Source organism: Lapillicoccus sp. (assembly GCF_025353065.1).
GTDB lineage: Bacteria > Actinomycetota > Actinomycetes > Actinomycetales > Dermatophilaceae > Lapillicoccus.
On the sequence record NZ_JANXRJ010000160.1, the window covers coordinates 1 to 24,476 of the forward strand.

The window sequence follows — 24,476 nt, forward strand, 5'->3', positions numbered from 1 at the left end:
TCGAGGTACTGCACGCGCGGTTCGCTGCTCACACCTACCCCGCCCACACCCACGAGCACTGGACGCTGCTCCTCGTCGATGCGGGCACGGTCCTCTACGACCTCGAACGGACGCACCACGACGCCGACCGGGCGGTGGTGACGATCCTGCCACCGCAGGTGGCCCACGACGGTCGGGCGGCGACCGCCCACGGGTTCCGCAAGCGCGTGGTCTACCTCGAGAGCGACTGGCTCCCGCCCGCCTCCGTCGGATCCACCGTCCGCAACCCGACGCTGGCCGACCCACAGCTCGTCGCCGCCGTCTCGGCACTGCACGGGGCGCTCCTGCGCCGGGACGACCTCGAGGCGGAGACGCGGCTCGCCGCCGTGCGCGAGCGCGTCATCGACCACCTCGTGCCGAGCGCACCGACCCGTCCGAGCGGGCGAGGGGACCGGCGCGGGGACGGGCGGCACGGCATACCGGATGGCGCGGTGTCCCCGGTGTCCCCGGTGTCCCCGGTGTCCCCGATGTCCCCGCCCGGACGCACCCGCATCGCCCGACGGGTCCGCGAGGCACTCGACGCCGATCTCGTCAGCCCACCGTGCCTCTCGTCTCTGGCTGCGGACCTCGACGTCGACCCGACCACCGTCGTCCGCGCCTTCGGTCGCGAGTTCGGCTTGCCGCCGCACCGATACCTCACCGGGCGTCGGGTCGACCGCGCCAGAACGCTGTTGCTCGCCGGTGTCCCGGTCGCCGACGTCGCGACCGAGGTCGGATTCCACGACCAACCCCACCTGACGCGACACTTCCGCCAGGTGCTCGGGGTGACCCCCGGCGCCTACGCCACCTCGGTGTGAAGCCGCGCTGTCTGCGGACAGCTCGAAGCCAACGGCTCCTCAGGTCGAGCGTGGCGTCAGCAACGACAGCGAGTCGCCGAGTCGCCGGATCGTGATCCGGACGCCGTCGGTGACCGGGTCGTTCGGCAGGGCGTCGAGGATGGCGCCCACCCGCTGACCCACTCCCGTGTCGGACCTGCGCGGCGTCGCGGTGATGAGGGTCGGGAGGGCGGCCAGGTGCCGGGCCTCTGCGGCGATCTCGCGGCACGCCGTGGCCAGCTGGGGTGAGCACCCCGGCGGGGTGGCCAGGGCCCGCGTCGCCAGGGTCCGGGCGATCGAGTCGGCCGACCCCAGCACCGAGATGCGGTGCCGCAGCCCCTCGCGGTCGGAGCCGAAGACGCGGCCGCGGGTGAGCGCGCGGTGGGTGCGCACCACCTGCCTCGCGTCGGCGCTCGTCTGCACGACGAGGGTCAGCAGGTCGCGGTCAGCCACCCCACCGTCGTGGTCCGCCACCCCGCCGTCGGTGCCCACCTCCGCCGGAACCGACCCGTCCGACGTCGGGACGGCGGTCCCCGTGCCCTCCGGCTCGCCGCGGCTACCCCCTCCTCGGGGCACACCGGCGAGGTGGTCCGCGCAGGCGTCGAGCAGTGCGGCGAGGCTGGCGAGGAAGGCCCGCCGGGCCACCCGCAGCGTCGCTCGGGTGCTGGCGGGCAGGACGACGAGGGACACCGTCAGGCCGACGACCGCGCCGACCGCGGTCTCCTCGAGGCGCACGACGAGGAGCTGGTCGGTGAAGGTGTGCAGCAGGGTGTAAAGCTGCCCGAGCATCAGCGTGATGAAGAAGGTCATCGCGGTGTAGGAGAGCGCCTGGAGGTAGAAGGCGAGGAAGATGCTGCCCCCGAGGATCACCGCGGTCAGCGGCGTGCTGTCGGCGGTGAGGTTGGCCAGGCCCACGGCGACAACGAGACCCGCGATCGTGCCGGCGATCCGCGAGATGCTCTTGCGGACCGTCTCGCCCGACGTCGCCGTGCCGGTGAAGGCGATGAAGGAGGCGATGACCGCCCAGTAGTAGCGCTGCGGCGAGATCAGCTCGCCGAGGATGATCGACAGCCCGGCCGCGACGCCCGCCTGGATCGCCTGCCGCGTCGTGAGCCGCAGCCGCGACGGGGACCAGCGACGCGAGGTCTCGACGTCGAGGGTCATCGCGGCGAGCCCGGCCGACCCCGGCAGGTTGCCGCTGAAGAGCGTGACGACCGCGTCGAAGTCGTCCTCGTTGCCCTCCTCGAGGGCCTCGTCCGTGTGGTCCGGCCGCAGCGCCGGGTGGTCCCACTGGTCGATCGTCTCGAGCAGGAGGATCGCAGCGGCCCCCAGCCGACGAGCAGCCGGTATGCCGTGGTGCCCCGTCGCCTGCAGCTCCCTCGCCGAGACGAGGGCGATGGCCGTGTCGGCCCAGCCGAGCGACCCCAGGACGATCCGCACGTCGTGCAGGACCTCGGGCGGGATCTCGTCCTCGTGGGTCGCGAGGTCCAGGACGGCCGCGCAGATCTCGTCCATGCCGATCTCGACGTCGACGACCCACCGACGGACGAACCCCGCGCGCAGCCCGTGCGGGAGCGTGCGGGCCGTCGAGAGCTGCCCGTCGAGCAGGAGCGACACCTCGGACAGCTGGATGAGCTGCCCCCGCATCGCGCGCACCGACCGGAGGTCCTCGGGGTCGTCGAGGACGTCCATCGCCGCCGAGATCGCGGCGCGCGCCCTGGCCCGCAGGGTGACCACGGTCCGGCTGACCGCGGCCGACGGGTCGACGTGGAGGACGGTGACGAGGAGCAGCCCGACCCACAGGGTCGCGATGACGATGGCGCCCACCATGAACGGCAGGGACGCGACCGGAGGGTCGAGGAAGAGGGAGAAGAAAAAGGCCTGCCAGCCGAGGAAACCGAGGGTGAACCAGCGGGGCCCGAACCGCCGCAGCCAGACCGCCGCGAAGGACACGAGCGTGAAGGTGATGAGCCCGAGGAGGTGGACCTGGGCCGTGAGCACGCCGAGGATCGCACCGGTGACCGCGGCGACGGCGCCGCTCGCCACGGTGATGGCGGCGACGCGCCGGTCGGACTCCTTGACCGAGGTCGAGAGCGGCATCGCGATGACGGCGCCGAGCAGGAGGGCGAGCAACCCGATCTGCTTCGGTGGCCCGACCACGGCGACGACGACGGACTCGACGGCCACGGTCGTGCCGACAGCGAGGATGGCGCTCACCGCCTGGCGCAGCCGAGCGAGTCCCGGGTCGGACGCGACGACCCGGTCGCGGAGGTCTCGGACCTCGATGGACGCCTTGCTCCGGCCCGCCACGAGCAGTTCCCGCGACCGGATGCTCGCGGGACCACTCATCCCGCCAGTATGCCGGGTCGCCACCAGCCGGCAGACGGGCCCGACACGGTCCCGACGCCTCCGGGCGTCCGACCCCTCCGGGCGTCCGACGCCTCCGGGCGTCCGCTCCCTGCTGAAGCACGAGCCACCATGATGGGAGGGTGCCCGACACCGTGACGTCCACCGCAGCGTTCACCCTCACCGGCCGCGTCGTCGCCCCCGAGGGGACGGCTGACGACGGCGTGGTCGTCGTCGAGGGCGACCTCATCCTCTGGGCCGGTCCGCTGTCCGAGCTGCCGGAGCCTTTCGTCGGCATCACCCCACCTGACGGCTGGGTCGCGGGCCATACTCTGCTGCCAGGGCTCGTCGACACCCACTGCCATGGCGGAGCGGGCGGGGAGTTCGGGGCTGACGACGCGGGTGCGCGCACCGCGATGGAGCACCACCACCGCAGTGGGAGCACGACGGTCGTCGCGAGCCTCGTGTCCAACACCCGGTCCGAGCTGCTCGCCGGCGTCACCGCCTGCGCGCGCCTCGTCGCCACCGGCGAGCTCGCCGGCATCCACCTCGAGGGGCCGTTCCTCTCGCTCGCCCGTCGTGGTGCGCAGAACCCCGCGGTCCTCACCGACGTCGACGCCACCCTCGTCGAGGCACTCGTGCAGGCCGCCACCGACGCCGGCGCCGAGGGCGCGCTGCTGCAGATGACGTATGCGCCGGAGCGGGTCGGCGGGATCGAGCTGCCGCGCCTGCTCTCTTCGCTCGGCATCGTGCCGGCCCTCGGGCACACCGACTCCGACGTCGACACGGCGTGGCACTCGCTGCGACTCGGCCGCGAGCTCGCGCCCCGCGGCGGCCGACCGCTCGTCACCCACGTCTTCAACGGGATGCCGCCGTTGCACCACCGCTCTCCCGGCCCGGTCGCGGCGTGCCTCGGGCAGGCCGCCCGGGGTGACGCGGTGCTCGAGGTCGTCGGGGACGGCGTCCACCTCGCGGCCGGCACGGTGCGGATGCTCTTCGAGGTCGTCGGACCGGCCGGGATCGACCTCATCACCGACTCGATGGCCGCGAGCGGGATGCCCGACGGGTCCTACACGCTCGGGGGCCAGGAGGTCGCCGTCGCCGACGGCACCGCGCGTCTCGTCGAGGGTGGGTCCATCGCCGGAGGGGTCGCTACCCTCCTCGACGTCGTCCGCTGGTGCGTCCACGAGGTCGGTGTCCCCCTGCGGGACGCGGTGTTCGCGGCGTCGACGACCCCCGCCCGCACGCTCGACCTGGTCGACATCGGTCGCCTCGCCCCCGGCGCCCACGCGGACGTGCTCGTCGTCGACGACGCCCTCGCGCTCGTGCGCGTCATGCGCCGGGGCGCGTGGCTCTGACGCGGCACACCCGGAACCCTTGCGGCATGCGCCGGACCCTCTCGTCCGCGTGAATGCCCCCTCTGGCCACCATCGCCGCGGATGCAACGGCTCGTAGGGGCGCTCAGAGGTCAGCGAAGCGCGAGCAGCTCGAGCAGTCGGGCGGTCTCGTCGGTCACGGCGGCGCGAGCGGCACCGAGGTAACGCCGCGTGTCCACGACGCCGGGGTGGGTCGCGAGGTAGTCCGTCACGGCGGCCGTGAAGACGACGTTGAGGTGCGTGGCGATGTTGACCTTCGCCATCCCCGCCCGGACGGCGGCCACGAGGTCCTCGTCACCGACGCCGGAGGAGCCGTGCAGCACCAGCGGCACCGGCACGACCGAGGAGATCGCCGCCACGAGTGCGAGGTCGAGCGTCGCCGTGCGCGAGGTCATCGCGTGGGAGGAGCCGACGGCGACGGCGAGGGCGTCGACGTCCGTGTCGGCGACGAAGGCCGCGGCGGCCTCCGGGTCGGTGCGCACGCCCGGCGCGTGGACCCCGTCCTTGCCGCCGATCTCACCGAGCTCTGCCTCGACACTCACCCCGGCCGCGTGACACCGCTCGACGACGCCGCGGGTCGCGCGCCGGTTCGCGCTGTCCTCGAGCTTCGAGCCGTCGAACATCACCGACGTGAACCCGAGGGCGACCGCCTCGTCGACGAGCCCCTCGCTCTCGGCGTGGTCGAGGTGCAGGACGCACGGCACCGCGGCCCGCTCGGCAATCGCTCTGGTGGCCAACGAGATCGGCGCCAACGATCCGTGGTATCTCGCGCAGTTCTCGCTGATCTGGAGCACGACCGGGAGGCCGGTGCGCTCCGCCGCGGCGACGAGCGCCTCGGCGTGCTCGATCTGGATGACGTTGAACGCCCCCACCGCTCGCCCGGCGTCGACAGCCGCCCCGAGCACCTCGTCGAGTCGGACCAGCGTCATCGGCGCGCGCCTGTCATCGGCGCTCCGCCGATCCGGCGACCACCGTGACCGCCGACCGGCGGCGGACCACCTCGGCTGCGTCGAGCTCGCCCGCGAGCGGCTCGAGGACGGCTGCCGCCGACCACGCCACGGCCTCGGTCAGGGTCGTGGTCCACGGGTCACCATCAGCCAGCCCGGCGCAGATGGCCGCCACCATGGCGTCACCGGCACCGGTGGGGTTGCCCGCGAGGCGCGCGCCGGGGTGGACGGTGATGACGCGTCCGTCGGCCTGCACGACCGTGGCGCCCTCGGCGCCCGCCGAGACGACCACGTCGCGGGCACCGAGGTCTCGCAGGGCTGCTGCCCCGGCGGGGATGTCGGTGGACCCGGTTGCCGCCTCGAGCTCGGCCAGGTTGGGCTTGACGACGTCGGGGTGAGCCGCCACCGCCGCGGCCAGCACTGCTCCCCCGGCGTCGACGACGGTCAGGGCACCGCGGTCACGGGCCACCTCGACCAGTTGCGCGTATGCCGTGTCGGGCAGTCCCCGGGGCAGGCTCCCCGACAGCGCGACGACGGTCGCCGCGTGGCTCTCGACGAGGCTGCCGATCGTCGCCAGGGCGGCCGTCCACTCGTCGGCGCCGATGACCGGCCCGGCCTCGTTGAAGATCGTCGAGTCCCCCGTCGCCGCCGAGACGACGTTGACGGTGCGACGGGAGTCGCCGTTGACGGCGACGAAGTCGTGCACGATGCCTCGAGCCTCGAGGTCGGCGACGATGAGGTCACCCGTGGACCCGCCGACGAGGCCGGTCGCGATGACGGGGATCCCGAGGGCGTGCAGCACCGATGCGACGTTGATCCCCTTGCCACCGGCGCGTGCCCACGACGTCGTCACCCGGTGCGTCGAGCCCGGGACGAGTGCGTCGACCTCGTAGGTGACGTCGAGGGCGGCGTTGAGGGTCACGGCGAGGATCATCCGACGTCCCAGGCGAGGCAGGCCGCGCCGAGACATCCGGCCCGGTCCCCGAGCTCCGCCAGGACGACCCGCGGCGGCCGTTGAAACGTCCGCAACGCCTCGAGCTCCGTCCGGAGCGGCGCAAGAAGGGTCTCGCCGCTGAGGGCCAGGCCGCCGCCGACCACCACGAGGTCGATGCCGGTGATCGTGATGGTCGCGAGGACCGCGCGGGCCAGTGCGGCGACCGCCCGCTGCCAGACCGCGACGGCGTCCGGCTCACCCGCCGCGACCTTCGCGGCGACGGCCCGGGCGTCGACGGCGTGCTGGGTGGCGGAAGGGTTGTCGGCGGCCGACTGGCTGTCGGGGGCCGACTGCCTGCGGGCGGCATACGCGCGGGCGATGGCCGACGCGGAGGCGACCACCTCGAGGCAGCCGCGGCCGCCGCAGGGGCATGGTGGACCGTCCGACTCGACCTGGACGTGGCCCAGCTCGCCGGCCCAGCCTCCCGCCGTGAGGACCGCACCGTCGACCATGAGGGCCCCGGCGATGCCGGTCCCGATCGGCACGAACAGCGCGTGCCGGGCCCCTCGCGCGGCACCGAGCCGGACCTCGGCGAGGAGCCCGGCGCGCACGTCGTGGCCGACGACCGTCGGCACCCCGACGGTCGCCCGGACGAGGTCGCGGATCGACAGGTCACGCCAGCCGAGGTTGACCGAGAGCAACCCCGTGCCCGTGCCCTCGTCGACGAGTCCGGGGACGACGACGCCGCACCCCACCAGCCGGACCGGGGTTCCGTCCTTCTCGCTGGCCGCCACCAACCGGTCGACGGTGCCGGCGACGACGGTGCCGACGTCGTGCGCGATGTCGGGCGGAGTGGGTTCGGTCGTCCGGGTCACGACCCGGAGGCTGCGGTCGACCAGCGCGGCCTTGATGCGTGAACCACCGACGTCGATGGCGGCAACGACGTCGATCGCGGTAGCGACGAGGGGGGCAGCGGCGGTGTCCGACGGCTCGGTCACGGTCACGTGGGACGACCCGGCTCAGGCCGGAGCGAGGATGATCGAGCGCGTGAGGTGACGGGGGTGGTCGGGGTCGAGGTCGGCGAGCCGCGCCTTGGCGAGACAGAGCCGGTGGACCCGCACGAGCTCGGCCAATGGGTCGATGTCACGGTGCTCGAAGTGGGCACCGGTCGAGGCGACCTGGTCTCCGAGGCCGGCGGGCACCTCACCGAACGCCCAGGTCGCGCGTCCGGTCGTGGCGATCGCGATCGGGCCGTGGCGATACTCCATCGCGGGGTAGGACTCTGTCCAGAACTGTGCCGACTCGCGCAGCTTGAGGGCCGCCTCCTCGGCGAGCCCGACGGTCCAGCCGCGACCGACGAAGGTCACCTGCTCGGTGTCGACGAGACCTGCGAGTGCGGTCTCCTCGTCCTCCGCGAGGACGACGCGGGCGTCGGCGACGGCTGCGGACAGGTCCTCACCGAGGGACGCGCGCAGCAGCGCCAGCGTCGACGTGGCGAACCGGGTCTGCACGACGGACTGCTCGTCGACCTCCGGGAGGAGCACCACGTGGTCGGCCACGGTGGTGATCGGGGTCCCGGGCGTGGCGACGATCGCGGTCGTCGTGACGCCGCGACCCCGAAGCCCCTCGAGTACCTCGAGCACCTCGGTCGTCGTGCCGCTCCGGGAGACGACGACGACGTGCTCGTAGCTGCGGGCCAGGCGGTTCTCGCTCGCGGCATACGCGTCGGTCTCTCCCTGCCCCGATTCCTCGCGCAGGGCGGCATACACCTTCGCCACGGAGAAGGAGGTCCCGCAGCCGACCACCGCGATCCGCGCACCCGCCACCGGGAGGAGCGGGCTGAGCTCGGCCACCCGTGCCGTGACGGCCGCCCAGTCGTCCGGCTGACCGAAGACCTCCCGCCGGAGGTGGCTGTCGGGGTGGAAGGCCATCACAACTCCTGCGCCGGTCCAGGGGCGGTCGATATCGCCCGAACTAGACTGATAGTGATTGTTATTCGGGAATACCAAACATAATCCTATCACACGGTACCCACCCGGCCCGTCGATCGAAGGAGCGTCGAATGGCGAGCGACCGCGAGCGGGCACCGCGCTGGAACGAGCTCCTCGGACTCCTCGCCGAGCGTGGACGACTGACCGTCACCGAGGCGTGCAGGCTGCTCGACGTGTCCCCCGCGACGGTCCGCCGCGACTTCAACGACCTGGCCGCCCAGCAGCTCGTGACCCGCACCCATGGCGGGGTCGTCGCCAACTCGATCGCCTACGACCTCCCCGCCCGCTACAAGACGGCGCCCGCCGGGTCCCCTCGCGAGCGGGTCGCGCACCGCGCGGCACAGCTGGTCGAGATCGGCGGGGTGGTCGGTTTCAACGGCGGCACGACGACCACGGCCACCGCGCGACACCTCATGGCCCGCCCCGACGTCGCCGCGAGCTCGGCGAGGGAGCCCACCACCGTCGTCACCAACGCGCTCAACATCGCCACCGAGATGGTCCTCCGGCCGGCGATCCGGTGCGTCACCCTCGGCGGTGTCGCCCGGGCGGAGTCCTACGAGCAGACCGGCTCCCTCGCCATCCAGACCATGCAGCAGCTGTGGCTCGACCTGCTCGTCCTCGGGGTCGGCGGAATCGACCGGGGGGGCGGCGCCACCTGCCGGCACGAGGACGAGGCCGGCATCAACGGGGCGATGGTCGCCCGGGCCGACCGGGTCGTCGTCGTCGCGACCGGGGACAAGCTGGGGCGCACGACCTTCGCGAGGATCTGCGGCATCGAGGCCGTGACCACGCTCGTCACCGACGCCAGCGCTCCCGCAGCCGCGGTGGAGGAGCTGCGTGGGGCCGGGGTCGACGTCGTCATCGCCGACGCCCAGGAGGGCGTGGCCGGCGCCACGCTGCCGTGAGGAGTCTCGGCTGACGCTCCCCGGGACGGGAGGGCGCAGGGGGTTGCCCGGTCAGGCCGGGCGGCTCGCCGCGCGGGGAGGGTCGACCGCTCCGGGGTCGCGGAAGACGCTCTCCAGCGCGAGATGGGCCCCCCCACGGGCGGCCGAGGTGAGACCGAGGGTCGAGGCGGTGACCTCGGGGACCGTCTCGGTCAGGGCCCGTCGTCGGATCTCGGCGGTCACGGGCTCGGTGAGGTGGTCGCTGAAGAAGGCGAAGTACCCGCCGAGGACGATCAGGCGCGGGTCGAAGACGTCGGCGAGGAGCGAGACCCCGGACCCCACTCCCAGAGCGATCCGGCGCAGTGCCTCGAGGGTCCGGGCGTCCCCCTCGTCGGCCCGCCGGTGGATCTCCTCCAGCCGCTCCTCCAGGGCGCGGGACGGGTCGAGGACCGGGTCGCCCGGGTCGGCGACGAGTCGAAGGAAAGCCGCGAGGCCGACCATCGTCTCCCAGCACCCCAGCCGGCCGCAGGCGCACTGGCGCATCTCCGGGTCGAGCGGCATATGACCCACCTCCCCGGCGAAGCCCGTCGCGCCGCGCAGCACCCGGCCCTCGACGATGATGCCGGCGCCGACCCCGACGTCACCGGTGACGTAGACGAGGTCGTGGATGCCCGCGGCCGAGACCTGGGCGTGCTCGGCGACGGCACCGAGCTTGGCGTCGTTCTCGATGACGACCGGCGGGGCCGTGCGACCGAGCCGCTTCGTGAGGTCCGCGACGAGGGGCACGTCACGCCAGCCGACGTTGGGCGCGAACTTCACCACCCCCCTGGCGTGGTCGATGCTCCCGGGGGCGGCGACAGTGATCGTCACGGGGCGGATTCCCTTGGCCCGCAACGACTTCATCGTCGATGCGAGGAGATTCGCGACCTCGACGACGACCTCGTCGACCGACAGCGCGACGGTGTCGATGGGTCGGGTCGACTCCACGAGGACCTGACCGACGAGGTCGAGCGCTGTCACGCTGAGGTAGTCGACGTTGATCTCGAGCCCGATGCCGCAGACGTGCCGTCCGTCGAGATGGAGCGCCAGTCCGGGACGGCCCACCGAGCCGCCCCGTTCGAGCTCCCCCTCGGTGACGAGTCCCCGCTCCACCAGGTCGCTGATGAGGCTCGACATGGTCGCCTTCGACAGTCCGGTCTGGGCGGCGACTCGGGCGCGGGACTGGCCGCCGTGGTCCTTGAGGTGGCGCAGGATCAGGCCCAGGTTGCTCCGGCGCATGCTGGCCTGGTCCGCGCGAGCCGAGCCCGCCGTGACGCGGACGGTGTCCGCCGCGCCGCCCATCGGTGTCGCCACCTGACCTCCTCGTCCGACCCGCCTCGACCCACCCACGACTACCTGGGCCCGTCAGGCACCCCGGGCGCCCGTTCGACAGCGTAGGGCTCGTCGGACCCTTTGTTAGGACACCGCTCGAACTATCTTGCAGACCGTCAGGGAACTCCCATCCTCCGATCGTCGGTTTTCAGCAGATCGTTCACCCCCGGCCCGTATGCCGCGGGCGCGGCTCGCGCGTCGGTGCGCGTGGTGGAATGACGCGCCATGAGCTCCCTTCGCCTGAGCACCCTCACCCTGCCGACCGCCGTCCTCGGGCCGGAGAATCCGCTGCCGCCGCTCAGGTCCGGTGCCGACCTCCATGCCGACGTCGAGGTCGGTCACGGGATCGACGAGGAGATGCGGGCCAACCTCCGCTACGGTCACGTCCCCTCGATCGCGCCCTACCTGCTGCAGGACGACTACGGTCGCGAACGGGTCCCCACCGGGCACCCGGTCGCGATCCTCGAGAACGAGCACCTTCGGGCGACCTTCCTCCTCAACGCCGGTGGGCGGCTCTGGTCGTTGTGGCACGAGGGAACCGGTCGCGAGCTGCTCTACAGCAACGCCGTCGTCCAGCCGGGCAACCTCGCCCTGCGGGACGCCTGGTTCGCCGGCGGCGTGGAGTGGAACCTTGGGACGATCGGCCACACGCCCCTGACCTGCGCTCCCCTGCACGCCGCCCGGGTCGACCTCCCGGACGGGACGCCGGTGCTGCGGATGTGGGAGCTCGAACGGGTCCGTGAGGTCGTCTACCAGCTCGACGCCTGGCTGCCGGACGACGCGACGCGCCTCGTGGTGGCGGTGCGGATCACGAACCCGCACGACCACGACGTCCCGATGTACTGGTGGTCCAACATGGCGGTGCCGGAGTCCGAGGACGTCCGGGTCGTTGCACCCGCAGACGCCGCCTGGACGTTCGCCTACGGCTCGTCCGTGGACCACGTCCCGATGCCCGTCCTCGACGGCGTCGACCGGAGCTACTCCGCCCGGAGCACGTCCGCCGCCGACTACTTCTTCGACCTCGAGCGCACTCCACGCCCCTGGGTCGCAGCCCTGGACGCTTCGGGTTCGGGACTCGTGCAGTCCTCGACGCGGGAGCTGCAGGGGCGCAAGCTCTTCCTCTGGGGCACCGGTCCCGGCGGACGGCACTGGCAGGAGTGGCTGTCCCCCGCCGGCGGCGCCTACCTCGAGATCCAGGCGGGCCTGGCGCGCACCCAGCTCGAGCACCTGCCGATGCCGGCGCGGGCACAGTGGTCCTGGGTCGAGGCCTACGGCCTCCTGGAGGTCGATCCGCTCCTGGTCCACGGCAGGTGGGCGGCGGCCCGCTCAGCGGTCGCCGCGGCGGTGCAGGCTGCGACGCCGCAGGAGTGGTTGGCCCGGTTGCACTCCGAGGCAACGGGACTCGCCGACGTGGCGCCCGCCGAGATCCTCCAGCACGGGTCGGGGTGGGGTGCGCTGGAGCGGATCCGACGCGAGCGGGCCGGGGACCGCAGCCTCGACCTGCCGGGCACACCCTTCGTCGACGGCGCCCTCGGCGACGAGCAGGCGCCTTGGGTGCGGCTGCTCGAGGACGGCGTCCTGCCGGCCACGGACGTCATAGCCCCCCCGGCCTCCTACCAGACCACCCCGGTCTGGAAGGCCCTGCTCGCGGGGTCGACGGACTGGCTCGGGCTCCTCTGCCTGGGGGTGGCAGCGTGGCAGGCCGGGGAGCTGGTGGAGGCCGAATCGGCGTGGGAGGCGTCGCTGCTCGCGACTCCGTCGGCATGGGCCTGGCGCAACCTCGCGGTCGCCCGGCAGGCTCGGGGCGACGGGAGGGGCGCGCTCACGGCATACGCAAGGGCGGCTGAGCTCGCCCCGGGCGTCCTGCCGCTCGTCGTCGAACGACTGGAGGCCCTGCTCGCCGCGGGTGATCCTGGGGCCGTGATCGACCTCGTCGGGTCGCTGCCGCCGAGCCAACGGAGCGCCCCGCGGGTCGGCTTCGCCGAGCTGCGCGCCGCCGTCGCTCTCCGCGACATACCGCGGGCGTCGGCCCTGTTGCACGACGGACTCGAGCTGCCGGGCCTGCGCGAGGGCGCCCGCGACCTCGAGCAGCTCTGGTGGGACTACGCCTCGGCGCGGTTGGCCAGCGAGCGGGGAGGTGAGGTGGACGACGCCATCCGCGAGGAAGCGCGACGGGTCGCACCGCTGCCGTGGGAGCTCGACTTCCGGATGGAGGAGGACAGCCAGCAGTAGCCAGCCGACCCGGGCTACCCCCAGACCTCGGCGGCGGTCTCGACGACGAGCCGCAGCTTGGCCCGCTCCTCCTCGAGGGTCAGCACGTTGCCCTCGACCGTCGAGGAGAAGCCGCACTGGGGTGACAGGCACAGCTGCTCGAGCGGCAGGTAGCGCGCGGCCTCGTCGATCCTCCGCTTGAGGGTGTCCTTGTCCTCGAGCCGGCCGTTCTTCGTCGTCACGAGCCCCAGCACCACGAGCTTGCCGGCGGGCACGAAACGCAGCGGCTCGAAACCCCCCGATCGCTCGTCGTCGTACTCGAGGAAGAAACCGTCGACCTCGAGCCCGGAGAACAGCGCCTCGGCGACGAAGTCGTAACCGCCCTCGGCGGCCCACGACGAACGGAAGTTCCCTCGGCACAGGTGGGTCGTCACCCGCATCGTCTCGGGTCGGCCGGCGATGGCGGCGTTGACGTTGCGGATGTACTGCTCGTGCTGGTGCTCGGGGTCGCCACCCTGGGCGGCGACGAGCTCGCGCTGCTTCGGGTCGTTGAGGTAGGCGAGGCTCGTGTCGTCGAGCTGGAGGTAGGTGCACCCGAGGTCGGCGAGGCGGGAGACCTCCTCGGCGTAGGCGCCGGTGAGGTCGGCCCAGAAGGGCTCGAGGTCGGGATAGACCTTCTCGTCGATCGAGGCCCGGCCGCCGCGGTAGTGGACCATGTTGGGAGACGGGATCGTCAGCTTCGGCGTGAGACCCGGCGCGGACGTCGCCGCTTCCTCACGCAGGAAACGAAAGGCGTCGCCGAAGATGGTGTCCCCCAACGAGATCCGCTCCTTGACGCTGAGAGCCGGCGACTCGAAGTCGAGGTCTCCCTCGGCGTTGCGGAAATGGACCTGGAGCTTCTCGTCGGTGCTCGAGACGCCGTCGAGGGCATAGATGAAGTCCATGTGCCACGAGGTCCGCCGGAACTCGCCGTCGGTGACCGTCTGGAGACCCGCCTCCGACTGGAGGGCGAGCACGTCGCGGATCGCGTCGTCCTCGGCCGCCCGGAGCTCCTCGCCGTCGATCACGCCGGCGGCCCGGTCGGCCCTCGCGGCCAGCAGGGCCGGCGGGCGCAGCAGGCTCCCGACGTGGTCGGCACGGAACGGGGGGATGTCGAGTCTGCTCATCGTGGACTTCCTCAGGACGGACTGATGCGGAGCATGAACCGGTCGGCGCCCTTGCCCCTGGTGACGACCTTCTCGATCACCATCATGACGCGGTACTCGAGACCGTACTTCGCCGGGAACAACGCACTCAGGCGGGCGAACTCACCGGGATCCTGCGCCGGGTCGACGATGGCCGCCGAGCCGTCGACGGGAGTCGCTCCCGGCTGCAGCTGTCCCCGACGGCCGCTGGGGACGACCTGGACGTGCGGGTCGCGACGCAGCCGTTTGACCTTCCCGCTGCCGGCCGGGGTCGTCACCACCAGGTCGGCACCGTCACCGGCGATCCACACGGTGGTGGGCACCGGTGTGCCGTCTTTGCGGAACGTCGTGAGAGCGACGAAGCGCTCCTGCGCCAGTGGGGTGAAGCGCTCGGCATCGGACATGAGACTCGACGACTCCCTCGGGTGGATGACGACAACGGCCGTGTGGTCACCTCCCATTGTGTCGAGTGATGGGCAGCATCCGCACGGCCCCCAAGCCGACCTCGTGCACGGTCCCGGCAACAGACCGAGACAAGGCGAAGTCCCATGGGTAGTCTCAGTGTTACTACTCTGAGGGCGATGACGACATCCCGAGGAACGACACGATGAGGAGGGCCCGCATGACCCCGGCACTGCACCGGTCGTCGAGGCGGGCCGTGACCCTCCCGAGCCACGCGCTGCCCGATGGCCGAGCGAAAGTTGGTGTCCTCCCGGATGGCACGCGTCACCTCGTCCCGGTCGGCGAGGTCTGGACCGACGGCACGCACGTCTGCTGTCACCTCTGCGGCCGCTGGTTCCGCTCGGTGACCGTCCACCTGCGCAGTCACGGCTGGACGGTGGCGCGCTACCGAGAGCAGCTCGGGCTGGAGCAGTCGGCTCCCTTGGAGGGCCTCTGCACCCGTGACCGCCGGGCGCGCGCCCTCGAGAGCAGGCAGCGCACGGAGCCGGCCGTCGTCCTGGGCATCGCCACCGGACGCGAGCTGGCCCGGTCCGGCGAGCTCGCGGCATACGCGGCGACGTCGGCCCGCGGCCGGGCACACTCCCCCCAGCGCCTGGCGAAGACGCACGCCGCCCTGGCGGCCGTCTCGCCCGCGAACCAGGCCGCCGCCAACCGTCGCCGTGGGGTCGAGCAGATCGTCGCCGCCGGGCACCAGGCGGCCGACCGACTGGGCTACGACACGATCGCCGACTTCGTCGTCGACCGGGTCTCTCGAGGCGTCAGTCTCGCGTCCGCCAGCCGCGAGGCGCGGCTGGGCAAGGACTGGCTGCAGCGCCACCTCGCCGTCGTGGCGCCGGACGTTGCCGCCACCCTCGACACGTGGCGGCTCCCGGCAGCCGAGGCCCGCCTCGCGCGCCTCGTCGAGGTGCGCGGCCACGACGGTGTCGAGGCCTACCTGCAGACGCGTCACCGGGAGGACGGCCTCACCGTCCGGGCCATGTCGCTCGAGCTGGGGGTCGCGCGCAGCACGATCGAGACGTCACTGCTCCGGTACGGAATGCACCGGGTGGGGAACGGCGCGACCGGCGCGACGGCGGCTTCGGACGCAGGCGCCTGAGCCGCGCCCGGCGGCCGGTGGCCGCGACCCGTCTCCTACGCTGATCCGGTGACGATCCCGACCCCGCTCTCCCTCGCGGAGTGGGTGGTCCTCGCCGTCGTGGACGAGGGCCCGACCCACGGCTTCGCCGTCGCGCAGCTCACCGGCGAGCAGGGCCAGCTCGGGCGGGTCTGGCAGATCCCGCGACCGATCGTCTACCGCGCCCTCCAGCGGCTCGAGGCCTCCGGCCTGATCTCCGCCGAGGGGACCGAAGCGGGCCGCGGCCCCCGCCGGCAGGTGTATGCCGTGACGTCGACCGGGCACCGACGTGTCCTGCTCTGGTTGCGGACACCGGTGGACCACGTCCGTGACGTGCGGTCGCACCTGCTGCTGAAGCTGGCTCTGCTCGACCGTCGCGGCAAACCCGTCGCCAACCTCGTGGCGGCACAACGCCTTCGGTTCGTCCCCATCGCCTCGGCCCTCGATCGTCCGGCGCCGACCGAGGCGCAGGGATTCGAGGCGACCCTCGTGTCGTGGCGCCGCTCGACGACGCGCGCCACGCTGGCCTTCCTCGACGAGATGGCCGCGGGTGGCCCGTGACCGACGACGCCCTGCCCCTCCCCCAGCAGCACGAGCGCGAGCGTCATACAGATGACGACGACTACGTCCCGGACCCGCGGCGTTGGCGGATCCTCGGGGTCACGCTCGTCGTCGGCTTCATGTCGTTGCTCGACGTCTCGATCGTCAACGTCGCGATCCCGTCGATGCAGTCCGGCCTCGGCACGACCGCGGGGACGATCCAGTGGGTGGTGTCGGGCTATGCCCTGACCTTCGGGCTCACCCTCGTCGCCGGCGGACGGCTCGGCGACGCCTACGGTCGACGACGGCTGATGCTCATCGGCCTGGTGGGTTTCATCCTCTCGAGCGCGGCCGTCGGCCTCGCCCCGAGCGCCGCCCTCGTCGTCATCGCCCGTCTGGTCCAGGGCGCCACGGCCGGCCTCCTGACACCGCAGAACTCCGGGCTCATCCAGCAGCTCTTCCGGGGGGCCGAGCGGGGAAGGGCGTTCGGGCTGTTCGGCTTCACGGTGTCCGTGTCGTCGGCGGCCGGCCCGGTCATCGGCGGACTGATCATCGGTCTCGCCGGCGAGCAGAACGGGTGGCGCTACCTCTTCCTCATCAACGTGCCGATCGGCATCGCCGGGATGGTCGCGGTCGCGCGGCTGCTTCCCCGCAAGGTGCTGACCGGGGCCGTCGACACCAGCATCGACGTGCTCGGGGCCATCCTGCTCGGCGGCGTGGTCCTCTGCCTGCTCTACCCGGTCGTGAGCGTCGAGGGCGGTCACAGCCTGACCCTGCTCGTGCTGCTCGGCGTCCCGCTCTTCGCGATGGCCTTCCTTCGGTGGGAACGCCGTTTGACCCGCACCGGGCACGCGCCCCTGCTCGACCTCGCCCTCCTGCGTGGCCTCCCTGGCTACCTCAACGGGCTGGGCGTCGGCGCCCTCTACTTCACCGGGTTCACCGGGCTGGTCCTCGTGCTCTCGGTCTATCTCCAGGAGGGTCTCGGCCTCTCGCCCCTGTCGGCCGGCCTGCTCGTCACCCCGTTCGCCGCGGGGTCGGCCGTGAGCGCAGCGCTCGCCGGCCGGGTCGTGACGACGATCGGGCGCCGGCTCACCGTCGGCGCGCTCGTGGTGATCATCGTCGGCGTCACCCTCGTCGCCGTCCTCGCACCGGGCCACCCCGCCGCCTCCCTCTGGGTCGTCCTCGTCCCGACCCTCCTGATCGCCGGGATCGGCGGCGGCGCGGTCGTCTCCCCCAACATCACCCTGACCCTCGCCGCGGTTCCGCCGGTGATGGGTGGCGCCGTCGGCGGCGCCCTCCAGACGAGCCAACGGATCGGTGCCTCGATCGGAGCCGCACTGCTGATGACCGTCTACCAGCTGGTCAGCCACCGGGTCTCCCCCGAGCAGGGTCTGCGCGCCGCGCTGGTGACCGGGGTCGTCGTCCTGCTGCTGGCCCTCCTGATGGCGATCCGCGCCCTGCGTCAGCAGGGTGAGATGGCGACCGCCTGACCCACCCGCCGAGGCCTACCCACGCCGAGGTCGTATGCCGCGTCCGCCGAGGCGGGTCCCCAGCTGCGCCGCTCAGTGCTTCTCGCAGGCGATCCCGTCGCCATCCCGGTCGCTTCCCGAGTTCGTCTGGTAGACAGCGGAGTTGACGGCGAAGTTCGTCACCCCGGGCTTCCCGCCCGAGACGTGGTCCACCGCACCCGGCATACCGACGCCGTGGGGGTAGACCGCGTTCAACTCGGTGCAGTTGGCGAAGTCCTGGGCGGCCGGGGGTGGCGGCTCGGCAGCCAGCGGTACCGGTGCCGCGGCTGCCTTGTCCGCCGCCACCTTGTCCGACGCCGCCTTGTCCGACGCCGCCTTGTCCGACGCCGCCTTGTCCGCCGCCGCCTTGTCCGCCGCCGCCTTGTCCGCCGCCGCCTTGGCGACAGCATCCGCCGCCGCCTTGTCCGCCGCCGCCTTGGCGGCAACGGCAGCGTCCGCCGCTGCCTCGTCCGCCGCCGAAGGGGTCGCTCTCGTCGAGGAGATCGCGGTGGTCTGCGCGACCGGACCCGCAGCCGAGAGTGCGCCGGCCCCGCAGCCGCCGAGCACGAGGATGGCCAGCAGGCATACCGGGATCGCCTCCCTCGGGGCCCGGGCGTTCGACGTGCGGGTCAACGGCGCTGTCGGCATGCGCCGCAGTCTGGGGTGAGGCAGCCGCTCCTGTCCCGGCTTTGACGGTTATTCGCACGGTTGCCGTGCCGCGCTCGGGACACGAGTCCAGGTCGCTTGACACGGCCCGAGATCCGGCGCATAGTCCTCAGACGTCTGTTGGATACATCAGAGGAGTACTCGTGGCCAAGGTAGCGGTGCTGCACACCAGCTTCGTGTTCGTGACCGTGGAACCGGTCATCGCCGACCTCATCGGTGAGCTGATCCCCGATGCGGAGCTGTTGCATTTCGTGGACTCGGACGTCCTCGCGACCGTCGTTCGTGAGCAGTCGATCTCGGCCAGCAGCGAGAGCCGGATGGTGCACCTGGCCCAGGCCGCAGAGGCCGCCGGAGCCGACATCATCTTCTCCGCGTGCTCCTCCCTCGGCCCCACCCTCGATGCGGCCCGTCGTGCGGTGCACGTCCCCGTCGTGAAGATCGACGAGGCGATGGCCATCACCGCCGCGGCCTACGACCGGATCGGTGTGCTGGCCACCGTGCCCACGACCCTCGGACCGACGAGCGACCTCATCGCGGCTCGGGCGCAGGACGCCGGACGCTCCCCCGAGATCACCCAGCGGCTCTGCCCGGGAGCCTTCGACACCCTGATGGGCGGCGACCGACCGGGACACGACCAGATGGTCTCCGAGCAGGCGACCGACCTCGCGCGCGAGGTCGACGTCATCGTCCTGGCGCAGGCCTCGATGCAGCGGCTCGTCGGGCGGCTCGAGCAGGAGACTGGCCTCACGGTCCTCTCCAGCCCCAGGATGGGCGTCGAGCTCCTGGCTCGCACGCTCCGCGAGCACAGCGCATGACCATGACGGCCGTGACGACCTTCGAGGCGTTGAGCGCCGACCAGCCGCCCGCGCTCGTCGTGCCGGATGCCCTGCAGCTCATCGCGTCCGCCACCGCGGGCGCCGGCAAGGTCGTCGTGGTCCTCGATGACGACCCCACCGGCAGCCAGGTCGTCCACGACCTGCCGGTCCTGACCGGCTGGGACGACGCCGATCTGCGCTGGGCCCTGACGCACCCGGGAGGAGGCGTCTTCATCCTCACCAACACCCGCAGCCTCGGGGGGGCCGCGACCCGGAGCCTGGTGGAGGACCTGGACGACCGGGTGCACCGGATCGGGGACGAGGTCGGCGTCGATGTCGTCGTCATCAGCCGCAGCGACTCCACCCTCCGGGGCCACTTCCCCCTCGAGACCGACGTCCTCGCCGAGGGTGCGCTGCGACGTGGTCGGCCCTACGATGCGACCCTTCTCGTGCCGGCATACCTCGACGCCGGGCGGGTGACGGTCGACGACATCCACTACGCCCGCACTCCCGAAGGCTTCGTCCCTGTCGGAGGCACCGACTATGCGACCGATGACGCGTTCGGCTACTCGAGCTCATCGCTGCCGGACTGGGTCGTGGAGAAGGTGGGCGCTCCGACACGGGTCGGCAGCCTGTCCCTGCGCGACATCAGGGTCGGCGGGGTCGCGCGGGTGACCGAGCTCCTGCTGGGGTCCAGGGACGGCACCGTCGTCGTCGTCAACGCGCTCGAGGAGGCCGACCTCGAGGTCGTCGCACTCGGGCTCGCCGCCGCCGAGGCAACGGGCTGGCGCGCCCTGTACCGCACCGGTCCCAGCTTCGTCCCGGTCAGGGTCGGTATGCCGCGCCGCCCGCCGCTGCAACATCACGAGGTGTTCGGTGGTCACCCCCGAGCCGGTCACGGCCTGGTCGTCGTCGGCTCCCACGTCGAGCTGACGACCCGTCAGGTGGAGCGGCTGCGGGAGCTGCCGGACCTGACCACCGTCGAGCTGGCGGTCTCGGCGCTCACCTCCGCAGACGGCGCGCGCGCCGAGATCGAAAGGTGCCGCGACGCGCTGCTCGCCGGGTCCGCCCGCGGCGATGTGCTGCTCGTGACCAGCCGGCAGCGCATCGTCCTTCGCGCCGGCGAGTCGAGTCTCGAGTTCTCCCAACGGGTCTCGTCGGCACTGGTCGAGCTGACCCAGGGCCTCGTCGGGGCGGTCGAGCTCGCTTGGGTCATCGGCAAAGGGGGTATCACCTCCCACGACATCGCGATGCACGGCTTGGGTATCAGGCGCGCCCTCGTCCTCGGCCAGCTCTTCCCGGGCATCGTGTCGGTGTGGCGCAACGAGCCCGCGACCGACGCCGCGACCGACGACGCCGCCGACGACGCCGCCGAGCGACCCGCGTCCCCCGGCCCGCTGTCCGGACTTCCCTATGTCGTTTTCGCCGGCAACGTCGGCGACGAGACGACGCTGCGCGACGCGGTCCTCACCCTGAGGGGCTCCACGCGTGCGTGACCACCGCACCCGGAGTGGCCTCCGGGCCGACCTTCGGCCCGTCGTCCCACCACGTCGTCCGTCCCCAAGACCTGTCCATCGCCGCGTCGCACCGTGACCCGGCCCGAGTGCTCCACCACCTGTTTCACCGACATCACCACCAACCCCCACTCCTAGGAGTCGTCATGCGCAGCGTTGCCTTCGGCGGAGCCATCGCCCTCAGCCTCACCCTCACCGTCACCGCCTGCAGCTCGGGTGCCTCGAGCCCCGGGACCGGACTGGCCGCGAACGCCACGGCCGGGGCTGCGGGCGGAAGTGCGAACAACGTCAGTGGGGACACCTACGTCTTCCTGCCGAAGTCGCTCAACAACCCCTACTGGGTCGCTGCCCGCAAGGGCATGGAGGCAGAGGCGACCAAGCTGGGGGTCAAGGCGCAGTTCCTCGGCCCCGACACCGATGACGCCGCCGCCCAGGTGTCGATCTTCGAGTCCATCCTGGCCAAGAAGCCTGCCGGGATCGCCGTGTCCCCCAACGACCCCGGGAGCGTCAAGAGCATCATCGACCAGGCCCGCGCCGCCGGGATCCCCGTCATCGCCTGGGACGGACCGGTGCCCGACAGCAAGGTGCAGGGCTACATCGGCACCGACAACAAGACCGCCGGAGAACGCCAGGCCGACGCCCTGGTCGCCGCGATGGGAGAGACCGGCAAGGTCGCCATCGTGATCGGGTCGCTCAGCGCCACCAACCTCAACCAGCGCCTCGAGGGGCTGAAGGCCGGTCTCGCCAAGCACCCTGGCATCCAGATCGTCGCCACGGAGGAGTCCGGGGAGTCGATCGCCGACGCCCAGGGCAAGGCGGAGACCATCCTCCAGGCCCACCCCGACCTTACCGGCTTCGTCGGCATCGGCGGATCGGACCTGCCCGGCATCGCCGGGGCCCTGAAGTCGGCGAACCTCTGCGGGAAGATCAAGGCCGTCGGGTTCGACGTCGTCCCCCAGGGCGTGCAGGGCATGAAGGACGGCTGCGTCAATGCGCTGATCTCGCAGAAGCCCTACGCGATGACCGCCCAGGCCCTCGACATCCTCGTCGGGGCGCACACGAACAAGCCGGTCCAGCAGGACGGGTTCAACGTCGACACCGGAGTCGAGGTCGTGACCCCGGCCACGCTGGACCAGTTCCAGAGCACCGCGCCGCACTGATGCCCCGACCCATTCCGGTGCAGCCGTCGGGCGAGTCCCGAGCTGCGGAGAGGCACGGTGCCCCGTGACGTCACCCCTGATCAGGATGCAGGGCATCGTCAAGAACTACCCCGGCGTCCAGGCGCTGCGCGGGGTCGACCTCAGCGTCGACCCCGGGCAGGTCATGGGTCTCGTCGGCGAGAACGGTGCCGGCAAGTCCACCCTGCTCAAGGTGCTCGCCGGCGCGGCGAGCGCCGACGCCGGCAGCATCGAGGTGGCCGGCGAGGCGACCGTGCTGCGCAACCCCCGGGACTCCCAGGCCGCCGGGATCGCGGTGATCTACCAGGAGCTGATGCTCGCGGAGCACCTCAGCATCGCGGAGAACGTCTTCGCCGGACGCGAGCCGACCCGCTTCGGCGCCGTCGACTTCGGGTCGATGAACCGGGCCACGGCCATGCTGCTGGCCGAGCTGGGCGTCGATGCCGAGCCGACCACACAGGTCGGCCGGCTCAACCTCGCCCGGCGTCAGATGGTCGAGATCGCCAAGGCGCTGTCCCTCGACGCGCGACTGATCGTGATGGACGAGCCCACCTCGTCGCTGACCGAGGACGAGGTGGAGAAGCTGCTCGCCCTGGTCCATCGGCTACGAGAGCGGGGGGTCGCCGTCGTCTACGTCTCGCACCGCATGCGGGAGGTCTTTGCGGTCTCGGACGCCATCACGGTGATGCGTGACGGGGCGGTCGTCGGGGTGCATCCCGTCGGCGACGTGACCCCCGGTCGGGTCGTCAACATGATGGTGGGCAGGGACCTCGTGGACATGTACGGCAGCCGGGTGGTGGACCTGCCCGAGGGGGGTATGCCGGGTCTGTCGGTCCGCGGTCTGCACGCCGGTCCGCGCGTCGTCGACATCAGCTTCGACGTGGGTGCCGGTGAGATCGTCGGCGTCGCCGGCCTCGTCGGCGCAGGGCGGACCGAGACCGCACTGGCGATCTTCGGGCAGACCCGCCCGACGGCTGGCACCGTCCACGTCGGGGACCGTGAGGTCCGCCCCCGTAACCCTCGGGAGGCGATCGAGTGCGGCATCGCCTACGTCCCGGAGGACCGCAAGCAGCAGGGCCTCTTCCTCGGACTCCCGATCCGCACGAACATGTCGTCGGCGTGCCTCGACGAGGTGTCGACCCGCGGGCTGATGTCACGGCGCCGGGACTCCGCCATGGCGACCCGGCTCGCGTCCGACCTCACCGTCAAGGCGGCGTCCGTCGAGACGGCCGTGGGGACACTCAGCGGGGGCAACCAGCAGAAGGTCGTTCTCGCGCCACAAGGTGCTCATCCTCGACGAGCCGACCCGCGGTGTCGACGTCGGCGCCAAGGCCGAGATCTACCGCCTCGTGCGTGAGGTGGCGGCCGAGGGTGTGGCCGTGGTGGTCATCTCCTCGGAGCTGCCCGAGGTGCTCGGGATCGCCGATCGCGTGCTCGTGATGCGTGAGGGCCACCTGGTCGGCGAGCTCGCCGGTGTGGTCGCCGACGAGCAGCAGGTGATGGCGCTCGCGACCGGAGTGCACGACTCAACGAACGACCGACCAGGAGACGACGATGTCTGACACCACCACGACCGAAGCACCAGCCGCCAACGCGGACCGATCCCCCCGGGTTGCCGCGGCCTCCCGGGTGCGGGGGGTCCTTGCCGCCCGAGAGGCCGGCCTCGCGGGCGTCCTCGTCCTTCTCGTGGTCTTCCTGGCCCTGCGGTCGCCCTACTTCCTGACCTCGGGCAACCTCATCGTCGTCGGCCGCCAGGCGTCCCTGTCGTTGCTCATCGCGGTCGGCATGACGTTCGTCATCCTCGCGGGCGGCATCGACCTCTCGGTGGGCTCCACGGTGGCGCTGGTCAGCATCCTCACGGGTGAGTTCATGGTCAACCTCACCCTGCCACCGCTCCTGGCGGCCGGGCTGGCCCTGGTCTGCGGCGTGCTCGTGGGGCTCGTCAACGGCGTCATCGTCGCGACCACGGCCATCCCTCCGTTCGTCGTCACGCTCGGGATGCTGGCGGTCGCCCGGGGGCTGGCGTTGGGCATCACGCAGGGCCAGACGATCAGCGGGCTGCCGGCCCCGTTCCTCGTCCTCGGGCAGGGGTCGCTCGCCGGGATCCCCATCCCCATCTGGATCGCGGCCGGGGTCGCAGTCGTGGCCCACCTCGTGCTCAGCCGGACCCGGTTCGGCCGCAACGTGTTCTTCGTCGGCTCCAACGAGCAGGCCGCAGTCCTCTCCGGCATCCGTGTCCGGCGCACCAAGATCATCATCTTCGCGATCGCTGCCGGGCTGGCCGGGCTCGAGGCGGTCATCGAGACCGCCCGGCTGAGCGTCGGTCAACCGTCGGCGGGCAACGGCTACGAGCTCGTGGCCATCGGTGCGGTCGTCATCGGCGGGGCCAGCCTGTTCGGTGGTGAGGGGAGCATCCTCGGCACGGTCCTCGGCACCCTGCTCCTGGCGCTCATCCAGAACGGGCTCATCCTGCTGGGCATCTCCGCCTACTGGCAGCAGGTGTTCAGCGGTGTCATCATCGTTGCGGCGGTAGCCCTCAACATCTGGCGACAGAGACGGCGGCGCGGTTGATGGGCGACGC

At 72.1% G+C, this 24,476-nt stretch carries 22 protein-coding genes; 13 read left to right on the forward strand and 9 right to left on the reverse strand.

All coding sequences use genetic code 11. From position 1 onward, the window contains the following. A partial coding sequence (locus tag Q0R63_RS12870; RefSeq protein WP_295697809.1) for an AraC family transcriptional regulator occupies positions 1-836 on the forward strand: 836 nt, incomplete at its 5' end. A gap of 39 nt (positions 837-875) precedes the next feature. Here the strand turns inward: Q0R63_RS12870 and Q0R63_RS12875 are convergent. Continuing rightward, a complete protein-coding gene (locus Q0R63_RS12875; RefSeq protein WP_295697812.1) occupies positions 876-3,203 on the reverse strand; it encodes an FUSC family protein in 2,328 nt (775 codons plus the stop codon). A gap of 140 nt (positions 3,204-3,343) precedes the next feature. Here Q0R63_RS12875 and Q0R63_RS12880 point away from each other — a divergent pair, with 140 nt between their 5' ends. Beyond that, positions 3,344-4,558, forward strand: coding sequence for an amidohydrolase family protein (locus Q0R63_RS12880; RefSeq protein ID WP_295697815.1), 1,215 nt, complete (start codon positions 3,344-3,346; stop codon positions 4,556-4,558). 110 nt (positions 4,559-4,668) lie between these two features. Here the strand turns inward: Q0R63_RS12880 and Q0R63_RS12885 are convergent, their stop codons facing one another. The 4 genes from Q0R63_RS12885 to Q0R63_RS12900 are packed head-to-tail and all read right to left on the reverse strand — an operon-like array spanning position 4,669 to position 8,388. Next, positions 4,669-5,505: a class II fructose-bisphosphate aldolase gene (locus tag Q0R63_RS12885; RefSeq protein ID WP_295697818.1), complete on the reverse strand. Its 837-nt coding sequence runs from the start codon at positions 5,503-5,505 to the stop codon at positions 4,669-4,671. 13 nt (positions 5,506-5,518) lie between these two features. Beyond that, a complete protein-coding gene (locus Q0R63_RS12890) occupies positions 5,519-6,457 on the reverse strand; it encodes a 1-phosphofructokinase family hexose kinase (protein ID WP_295697820.1) in 939 nt (312 codons plus the stop codon). Beyond that, positions 6,454-7,455 (reverse strand): ROK family protein, encoded by a 1,002-nt coding sequence (locus Q0R63_RS12895; RefSeq protein ID WP_295697823.1) that lies wholly within the window; start codon positions 7,453-7,455, stop codon positions 6,454-6,456. The genes Q0R63_RS12890 and Q0R63_RS12895 overlap by 4 nt, the downstream gene beginning before the upstream one ends. A 21-nt stretch (positions 7,456-7,476) precedes the next feature. Next, positions 7,477-8,388: an SIS domain-containing protein gene (locus Q0R63_RS12900; RefSeq protein ID WP_295697826.1), complete on the reverse strand. Its 912-nt coding sequence runs from the start codon at positions 8,386-8,388 to the stop codon at positions 7,477-7,479. Between the two features lie 131 nt (positions 8,389-8,519). On the opposite strand from Q0R63_RS12900, the gene Q0R63_RS12905 reads away from it, so the two are divergent. Continuing rightward, positions 8,520-9,353, forward strand: coding sequence for a DeoR/GlpR family DNA-binding transcription regulator (locus Q0R63_RS12905; protein WP_295697829.1), 834 nt, complete (start codon positions 8,520-8,522; stop codon positions 9,351-9,353). Between the two features lie 51 nt (positions 9,354-9,404). Here Q0R63_RS12905 and Q0R63_RS12910 read toward each other — a convergent pair whose 3' ends face one another. Continuing rightward, complete coding sequence (locus tag Q0R63_RS12910; RefSeq protein ID WP_295697832.1) at positions 9,405-10,685, reverse strand: ROK family transcriptional regulator; 1,281 nt, start codon at positions 10,683-10,685, stop codon at positions 9,405-9,407. A 243-nt stretch (positions 10,686-10,928) separates the two neighbouring features. On the opposite strand from Q0R63_RS12910, the gene Q0R63_RS12915 reads away from it, so the two are divergent. Next, positions 10,929-12,935, forward strand: coding sequence for a DUF5107 domain-containing protein (locus Q0R63_RS12915; protein WP_295697835.1), 2,007 nt, complete (start codon positions 10,929-10,931; stop codon positions 12,933-12,935). Positions 12,936-12,949: 14 nt separating this feature from the next. Here the strand turns inward: Q0R63_RS12915 and Q0R63_RS12920 are convergent, their stop codons facing one another. Together Q0R63_RS12920 and Q0R63_RS12925 are read right to left on the reverse strand one after the other, a co-directional pair. Next, on the reverse strand, positions 12,950-14,080 hold the full coding sequence (locus Q0R63_RS12920; protein ID WP_295697836.1) for a 5-methyltetrahydropteroyltriglutamate--homocysteine S-methyltransferase: 1,131 nt from the start codon (positions 14,078-14,080) through the stop codon (positions 12,950-12,952). An 11-nt stretch (positions 14,081-14,091) separates the two neighbouring features. After that, entirely contained in the window at positions 14,092-14,502 is a 411-nt protein-coding gene (locus Q0R63_RS12925) for a PPOX class F420-dependent oxidoreductase (protein WP_295697838.1), read from the reverse strand. 218 nt (positions 14,503-14,720) lie between these two features. Here Q0R63_RS12925 and Q0R63_RS12930 point away from each other — a divergent pair, with 218 nt between their 5' ends. The 3 genes from Q0R63_RS12930 to Q0R63_RS12940 are packed head-to-tail and all read left to right on the forward strand — an operon-like array spanning position 14,721 to position 17,704. Continuing rightward, entirely contained in the window at positions 14,721-15,656 is a 936-nt protein-coding gene (locus tag Q0R63_RS12930; protein ID WP_295697841.1) for a MucR family transcriptional regulator, read from the forward strand. A 48-nt stretch (positions 15,657-15,704) separates the two neighbouring features. Then, positions 15,705-16,235, forward strand: a complete 531-nt coding sequence (locus Q0R63_RS12935; protein ID WP_295697843.1) for a PadR family transcriptional regulator — start codon at positions 15,705-15,707, stop codon at positions 16,233-16,235. Then, positions 16,232-17,704 carry an MFS transporter gene (locus Q0R63_RS12940; RefSeq protein WP_295697846.1) on the forward strand — a complete coding sequence of 491 codons (1,473 nt, stop codon included), beginning with the start codon at positions 16,232-16,234 and terminating at the stop codon, positions 17,702-17,704. Before Q0R63_RS12935 ends, Q0R63_RS12940 begins: the two co-directional genes overlap by 4 nt. 72 nt (positions 17,705-17,776) lie before the next feature. Here the strand turns inward: Q0R63_RS12940 and Q0R63_RS12945 are convergent, their stop codons facing one another. Then, positions 17,777-18,370, reverse strand: coding sequence for an excalibur calcium-binding domain-containing protein (locus tag Q0R63_RS12945; RefSeq protein ID WP_295697848.1), 594 nt, complete (start codon positions 18,368-18,370; stop codon positions 17,777-17,779). 161 nt (positions 18,371-18,531) lie between these two features. On the opposite strand from Q0R63_RS12945, the gene Q0R63_RS12950 reads away from it, so the two are divergent. The 6 genes from Q0R63_RS12950 (at position 18,532) to Q0R63_RS12975 (ending at position 24,466) form a co-directional block, all read left to right on the forward strand. Further along, complete coding sequence (locus tag Q0R63_RS12950) at positions 18,532-19,203, forward strand: aspartate/glutamate racemase family protein (protein WP_295697851.1); 672 nt, start codon at positions 18,532-18,534, stop codon at positions 19,201-19,203. After that, positions 19,200-20,699 carry a four-carbon acid sugar kinase family protein gene (locus tag Q0R63_RS12955; protein ID WP_295697853.1) on the forward strand — a complete coding sequence of 500 codons (1,500 nt, stop codon included), beginning with the start codon at positions 19,200-19,202 and terminating at the stop codon, positions 20,697-20,699. The genes Q0R63_RS12950 and Q0R63_RS12955 overlap by 4 nt, the downstream gene beginning before the upstream one ends. Positions 20,700-20,863: 164 nt before the next feature. Then, on the forward strand, positions 20,864-21,877 hold the full coding sequence (locus Q0R63_RS12960; RefSeq protein ID WP_295697855.1) for a sugar-binding protein: 1,014 nt from the start codon (positions 20,864-20,866) through the stop codon (positions 21,875-21,877). Positions 21,878-21,941: 64 nt separating this feature from the next. Next, on the forward strand, positions 21,942-23,252 hold the full coding sequence (locus tag Q0R63_RS12965) for a sugar ABC transporter ATP-binding protein (RefSeq protein ID WP_295697858.1): 1,311 nt from the start codon (positions 21,942-21,944) through the stop codon (positions 23,250-23,252). Further along, on the forward strand, positions 23,179-23,457 hold the full coding sequence (locus Q0R63_RS12970) for a hypothetical protein (protein ID WP_295697860.1): 279 nt from the start codon (positions 23,179-23,181) through the stop codon (positions 23,455-23,457). The genes Q0R63_RS12965 and Q0R63_RS12970 overlap by 74 nt, the downstream gene beginning before the upstream one ends. Next, positions 23,450-24,466: an ABC transporter permease gene (locus Q0R63_RS12975; protein ID WP_295697863.1), complete on the forward strand. Its 1,017-nt coding sequence runs from the start codon at positions 23,450-23,452 to the stop codon at positions 24,464-24,466. Before Q0R63_RS12970 ends, Q0R63_RS12975 begins: the two co-directional genes overlap by 8 nt. Positions 24,467-24,476: the final 10 nt, after the last annotated feature.